Below are 6226 nucleotides of genomic sequence, written 5' to 3' on the forward strand. Positions count from 1 at the left end.
CAAAACTGTGTTTTGAGCAGCCTGCGGCTAGCTTCCTAGTTTGCTCTTTGATTTTCATTGAGTATTAAAATAAGGATAAGAGAAAACAGGAATATCTATATCCTTGTGCCCAAAAAACCACTGCCTCCCCCAGATAAGCCTGAGGAAAGCAGTGATTCTTATTTTAGGAGTTAGGAATGAATATACGAAATCAATTTAGCTGATTATTTTTTGTTTTTCAAGAATTCATCGTATTGTTTTTGCATTTCGTTCAATACTTTTTCGTAGGCACCTTCAGATTTCAATTTTTCCATCAATTCTGGAATCGCTTTATCTGGGTCAAATATAGTAAAATGAAATAAGAATCGAGCAATTTAATTTTGGAATCCAAATCAATTTATAACAATATTTTAGAAGAGATGCTGTACTACTCTAAATTCAATATAATAATTTAACCATATTTTATGAGATATGTAAATCTAATAACTTATTTTATAAAGACATTATCACATTCGAATTACACACAATCACAAATACTTTATTTTGCGGTTGACATTATAAAAAAAAAGTAGTACAATGTAAATGAAAACGATTTCACTAAAATACAAAGGAGGTATTGTGATGACAAATTTGAAAAAATGCATCGCATTAGGACTGGGAGTCGCTTGCTTACTCCCCTTAGCTAGTCAGACTGTTTCTGCTAGGATGGTATATTTTGATCTTCATGTTACACGCGAAGACTATTCCGTTAGTAGCCGAAAAACTGAAAAAACAGACGGCTCCCCTGCTGTTGCTAATATCACAGGTGGTCTTGGTTGGGGAAAAAAGGTCAGAATTCGCGCTTGGACTGCTGCTGAGGATGAGCCTGCAACTGAGATGAAAATAGCTGATTCAAATGGTCGCTATAATCTTCGCTATAACAATGGTTATGGAACAATTGGACGCTATTATTATCTCAACGCCTCTAAATATGGTTGGCTCAATTCGAATATAACAGGACGTTTTGACCCTTAATTCGTCTCAAAACAAAAAGTAACAAACATTGGGTTATTCGCTAGTTTATCATGTGAGCGCTCACTAGCCTAACGCCCCCTTCTAAGAGTAGAGGCATCATCTAAAAAGTATCATGTCTCTGCTCCTTTTTTAAAGGAGCTTTTTACTATGAAAAAATACCTATTATTTCTACTTATTCTTCCCTTTATCTTTTTAACAGCTTGTCAATATAGCCAAAAGCAAACAACTGAGATAAATAAGGAAAATCTTCCCATAAAAGAAGGTTATAAAGAGATAACAGAGCAAATCTATCTATCAGACCAGATAGATACCTCCTATAAAGAAGAATTGCCTTTTTGGGACTCAAAAAAAGGAGACAAAGAAACATTGGTAACAGCTATCCAAAATTTTATGGGAAGCGATAGTGAAATTAGTGAAATTATTGCCGATAAGAATCCTTTAACCAGACTCCAAAAAGGAAAGACCAGAGCAGATATTACCGTCAATAAAACTGGATCATGGATTCATTTAACATCTGATCAAATATCAGATCTATCAAGTGTTTTCCACAACCTACGATTAGACGCTATTGAAAATAATCTAAATCTAACCGACTTTAAAGAAGAACTTCCATTTTCAAAAGAAGATGGTGTTAACAAAGTTAAGCAATTTCTAAATACCCTCCAATTAGGATTTGACGATTATGATTATCTCATCTACGCTATCTCAAAAGAAACACTCCTTGAGTATCTCCCAACCTACGAAAGAAATGCCAAAGAATTAAAAGGAACAAAGATAGACAAAAACAATCTGACTGATATGTGCTATGTTACTGTTTTTCCAAAACTTTCTAGTAAAAGAGTTATTGATGGCGAAACTCAGCTAGGTTCATCCGGAGAGATTAGTTTTATTCATGGTCCTGACCTAAACTTTATCATCACCCAAGCAGGGATTCAAGGAATTGATTTATCTGGTGTTATCTTACCGACTCAAAAAATAGATAAAATGGCGACTCTTTCTGTCCAAAAAGGATTAGATGTTTTAAAAGAAAAATACGAAAATTTGATTTTGGACAGTCCAATTTATATTGAGTCATTTACAATTGAGTATATACCTATTCCCACTCAAGAAAAAGAACTCTATGGAGGAAATCTCTATCGTCCCTTCCTAATCTTTAAAATCAAAGAAAAAGATCGTATAGATAAAATAGTTATCGATCCCACAAACTGGAAAGAGGTAAGTTAGATGAAAATACTCCCCCTCTTTAAATATACGCTAAAAGATTGGAGGATTTGGATTGGACTACTCTTTTCCTTAGTAGTTGCATTGATGATGTCCTATACAGATCTAACAATAAAATTAGACGGAAGAAATTCACTTGCAGTCCCTGATTATTTCATGCTCTCCTTCTCTAGAAATCTAGCAATGTCATTATATATCTTAACGGCAGCTTCAACTGTAGTAACAGACTTTTCACAAGACTACCATCAAAATAGACTTCCTTTTTTACTTAGTCGTATGTCTCTGCGACAATACGCTTCTTCCTTCGTCAAACGGTTAATTTTCCGTTCTTATTTTGTAGGACTGACCTTAGGATTCTGTTTTTTAGTTCTCCTCTCCTTTTATTTTCCCCTTACTAATTCATACTATTCATCTACCTTTAGCAATCAGTGGTTGTTAAATCAAGGATTTATATTCCTTTTCTACTTCCTTCTCATTAGTCTAATTGGACTCTATTTTGCATTCTTTACTCTATTAGGTGGAGTTCTCTCCGTTTTTTACCCTAATATATTAATGGTCTATCTTCTTCCAAGCATGACCTGGTTTGTCCTCACAAAATTCGGTTTAGAGAGAGTGCTCCCTTTTTTTACCTTGCCACATATCGTCTTAACGACAGATGATTATTTACGAGAAGGGCTAGCATATTTTCAAGTAGGTGACGAAAACTTTCGAAATATTTTTTCGTTGCTTTATCCTTATATTTTCTTAACTCTATGGGCACTTTTGTCAATAGAGATCATTCGACTAGCTCTTAAAAAACATTGGCATTTTTATGATAAGGAGTAATCTTATGGAGATTATACGTGTAGTAACTATTCTCTTAAAACAACAATTCACCTTTAAAAGATTGTTGCCTATCTTAATTTTCTTTCACCTCTATACTTTGATTTTAATGCTACCTTTTTCTAATTTAGCTAATCACTTCAAAGAAACTTATCCTGTCAGCATTGTAACTGTTCTCTTCACGAGTCAATGGTTCACTGCAATTTCTATTTTATCTGTCATACTACTATTTAGCAATCTTCCTTTAAAAGATACTTTCCAGTTTTGGTTAATCTTAAAAATCGGACAGAAAAAGTGGATGCTCTCCCAGTTTATTTATCTGATTATAGCGAGCTTAATCGCTTCGATTTACCAAATCATCAGCATTTTAATCACTTTTCTCCCTACACTACACCTTTCAAATCATTGGGGACGTCTCCTACCTTCCCTAGCTCAAGGACGCATTTCATTTCCGGAAGGTGTTGATAGCATGACGCATCTACGCTCCATTATACTGCAATATTATTCTCCCTATGGCGCTTTTTTTCAAATATTCTTATTGTTATTCCTTATGTTCATATTGATTGGGGGAGTGATTTTCGTTTTCAATAGTTATTATTCTAATTTAGGAAATACCTTAGCCTGTGGATTAGTTATTGTAGAATTATTTATTACAGAAGCTTCACGTTTCTGGATTAAATTTTTATCTCCTTTAACTTGGCTAGACTTCCATTATATTAAATACGAAGCCCATTCTGGCTTACTATCCCTACCAGAAATAATTACTCGTATCCTACTTTTATACCTTTTGCTCACCATAATCCTAGTTGTTATGAAAAAAATAAGGAGACAATAGATATGACAGACTTACATTTAAAATCTATTCGTAAAAACTATAAATACAATGTAATTTTTGAAGACCTTTCCTTTGAATTTTCCAGTGGAAATATATACGGAATTGTTGGATATAACGGTTCAGGAAAAACAGTTTTACTCAAGTGTTTAGCGGGATTAGAAGGTATAACTGAAGGAAAAATCGAATTAGATGGAAACATACTTGGAATAGATTTTCCCTTCTTACCAAATGTAGGTGTTATTATTGAGACTCCAGGATTTCTGGAAGGTTATTCTGGTTTTGATAACTTACATCAACTAGCTCTAATCAAAAATAAAATAGGAGAGAAAGAAATCATTCAGAGTATGATAGATGTAGGACTCAATCCTAGTTCTTCTAAAAAAGTAAAACACTACTCTTTAGGAATGAAACAAAAATTAGCTCTAGCACAGGCTTTTATGGAAAATCCAGATATATTACTCTTAGATGAACCAATGAACGGACTTGATAAGCAATCTGTTCAAAAAATTCGAGAAAAATTACTCCACCTAAAAGAAAAGGGGAAACTTATTATTCTAGCTTCTCATATAGAGCAAGATATCGAATGTCTCTGTGATGAAGTTCTATACTTGGGATAAGAATGATTTATTACAGAGACAACACTCCTCATAAAATAGCAATTTTATACAAAAAGACCAACTATACCTGAATTATATTAGTTGGTTTATTTTTCATTCAAAAAAACCACTGCCTCCCCCAGATAAGCCTGAGGAAAGCAGTGATTCTTATTTTAGGAGTTAGGAATGAATACACGAAATCAATTGATCTTATGATTTTTTGTTTTTCAAGAATTCATCGTATTGTTTTTGCATTTCGTTCAATACTTTTTCGTAGGCACCTTCAGATTTCAATTTTTCCATCAATTCTGGAATCGCTTTATCTGGGTCTACAGTACCAGTGTTGATAGCTGTATCAAATTGTTGCATTGTGTTAGCGATAGCTGAGATTTCAGATTTCACATTGTCAGTATTAAAGATAAATCCAAGCGCTGGAGATTCTTTAGCTTCTGCCAATTCTTTCTTAGAATTTTCGATTTGTTGGTCTGTAACGTTTTCGTTGATATAAAGAATCCAGTTGTTACCAGTGTTCCATCCACCCATGTGAGTGTTTCCATTATAAGCATCAAGAACGCGAACACGGTTTTCTTTACCTTCAATTTTTTCCCAGTTCTTGCCTTCTGGACCGTAAACAAGACCGTTCAAAAGTTCTGGGTTCGTATTCAAGAGGTTCAAGATTTCCATTGATTTTTCTTTGTTCTTAGAGTTGTTTGAGATGACAAAGTTAGCAACTTGGGTTGTTTGGTTTTTCTTGATGAAGTTAGTGATTGGTTTGATTTGGATATCTTTGTTGGCAACACGTGAAAGCAAGCTGTTACCGTAGTCAGCTGGTCCTACTGTTTCTTCACGAACGAACCAAGTATCTTGTTGAATGTCAAATGAAGTATCGCTTGTTGCGACATCTTTTGGAATGTAGCCTGCTTCATAGAATTTGTGAAGAGTCTTCAAGTGTTCTTTGAAACGAGGCACTTCGTAACGGTTTACAACTTTAGTAGTATCACCTTCAAGGTCAATAACGAATGGAAGCCCGTTTGCTACTGGGTAGTCAAAGTTATCAGATGGGATGAAAACTTTACCAATGGCAAATGGTACTACGTCTGGAGCTTTTTCTTTGATTTGTTTCAAGACTGGCTCAAGAGTTTCGTAAGAAGTAACACCTGAAATATCGATACCATATTTGGCAAGGAGAGTTCCGTTGAAGGCAAAGTTTTGAGATGATGCAACGTTGGCTGCAACTGGAACAGCGTAAATCTTACCATTTACAGTATTACCCTTGATGTAAGCTGGGTCAAGTGCCTTGTAAAGGTCTTTACCTTCTTTTTTGTACAATTCTGTCAAGTCAGCGTAAGCACCTTTTTGAGCATTTACAATATAGTTATCTGCAAAGGCAATATCATAGTTTTCACCAGATGATGTGATAACTGACATTTTCTTACCATAGTCACCCCAGCCAAGGTATTGGATATCCAATTTGGCACCAACTTTTTCTTCGATGATTTTGTTGGCATTTGTTAACAATTCATCCAAGTTGTCTGGTTTGTCACCGATTTGGTACATTTTGATAACAGGTTTGTCACCTGAATCAGCAGCTTTTTTGCTGTTACCTGTCAAGTTTCCACAAGCAGCAAGACCTGCAGCCAAAGCGACTACACTAGCAGATGCAAAAGCATATTTTTTCCAGTTTTTCATGATAAAAACTCCTTTTTTTATTTTTAAACTTATAAACAATGTAATGATCTTATACTCAATGAAAATCAAA

The 6226-nt window shown here is 34.5% G+C and carries 7 protein-coding genes; 5 read left to right on the plus strand and 2 right to left on the minus strand.

Annotation, left to right across the window (positions count from 1 at the left end):
- Positions 1-203: 203 nt before the first annotated feature.
- Entirely contained in the window at positions 204-353 is a 150-nt protein-coding gene (locus tag HT678_RS10395) for a DUF3502 domain-containing protein (RefSeq protein WP_345890417.1), read from the minus strand.
- 247 nt (positions 354-600) lie between these two features.
- On the opposite strand from HT678_RS10395, the gene HT678_RS10400 reads away from it, so the two are divergent.
- The 5 genes from HT678_RS10400 to HT678_RS10420 all read left to right on the plus strand — a co-directional run bounded on the left by HT678_RS10400 (position 601) and on the right by HT678_RS10420 (position 4488).
- Positions 601-993 (plus strand): hypothetical protein, encoded by a 393-nt coding sequence (locus HT678_RS10400; RefSeq protein ID WP_050223172.1) that lies wholly within the window; start codon positions 601-603, stop codon positions 991-993.
- A 147-nt stretch (positions 994-1140) separates the two neighbouring features.
- Positions 1141-2217, plus strand: a complete 1077-nt coding sequence (locus HT678_RS10405) for a hypothetical protein (RefSeq protein ID WP_172924987.1) — start codon at positions 1141-1143, stop codon at positions 2215-2217.
- On the plus strand, positions 2218-3039 hold the full coding sequence (locus tag HT678_RS10410; RefSeq protein WP_172924989.1) for a beta-carotene 15,15'-monooxygenase: 822 nt from the start codon (positions 2218-2220) through the stop codon (positions 3037-3039).
- A 4-nt stretch (positions 3040-3043) separates the two neighbouring features.
- The gene (locus HT678_RS10415) at positions 3044-3871 is read left to right on the plus strand and encodes a hypothetical protein (protein WP_119919673.1); all 828 of its coding nucleotides are present in this window, start codon (positions 3044-3046) and stop codon (positions 3869-3871) included.
- Positions 3872-3873: 2 nt separating this feature from the next.
- Positions 3874-4488 (plus strand): ATP-binding cassette domain-containing protein, encoded by a 615-nt coding sequence (locus HT678_RS10420; protein ID WP_172924991.1) that lies wholly within the window; start codon positions 3874-3876, stop codon positions 4486-4488.
- A 189-nt stretch (positions 4489-4677) separates the two neighbouring features.
- Here the strand turns inward: HT678_RS10420 and HT678_RS10425 are convergent, their stop codons facing one another.
- Positions 4678-6156, minus strand: a complete 1479-nt coding sequence (locus HT678_RS10425; RefSeq protein ID WP_172924993.1) for an ABC transporter substrate-binding protein — start codon at positions 6154-6156, stop codon at positions 4678-4680.
- Positions 6157-6226: the final 70 nt, after the last annotated feature.

It is taken from the genome of Streptococcus sp. 3167 (assembly GCF_013277175.1).
Lineage (GTDB): Bacteria > Bacillota > Bacilli > Lactobacillales > Streptococcaceae > Streptococcus > Streptococcus pseudopneumoniae.

Excerpts from the sequence above, each read along its gene's own strand:
- HT678_RS10420 (WP_172924991.1), top strand. The coding sequence starts at position 3,874 with ATGACAGACTTACATTTAAAATCTATTCGTAAAAACTATAAATACAAT.
- HT678_RS10410 (WP_172924989.1), top strand. The coding sequence starts at position 2,218 with ATGAAAATACTCCCCCTCTTTAAATATACGCTAAAAGATTGGAGGATT.
- HT678_RS10400 (WP_050223172.1), top strand. The coding sequence starts at position 601 with ATGACAAATTTGAAAAAATGCATCGCATTAGGACTGGGAGTCGCTTGC.
- HT678_RS10405 (WP_172924987.1), top strand. The coding sequence starts at position 1,141 with ATGAAAAAATACCTATTATTTCTACTTATTCTTCCCTTTATCTTTTTA.
- HT678_RS10425 (WP_172924993.1), bottom strand. The coding sequence starts at position 6,156 with ATGAAAAACTGGAAAAAATATGCTTTTGCATCTGCTAGTGTAGTCGCT.
- HT678_RS10415 (WP_119919673.1), top strand. The coding sequence starts at position 3,044 with ATGGAGATTATACGTGTAGTAACTATTCTCTTAAAACAACAATTCACC.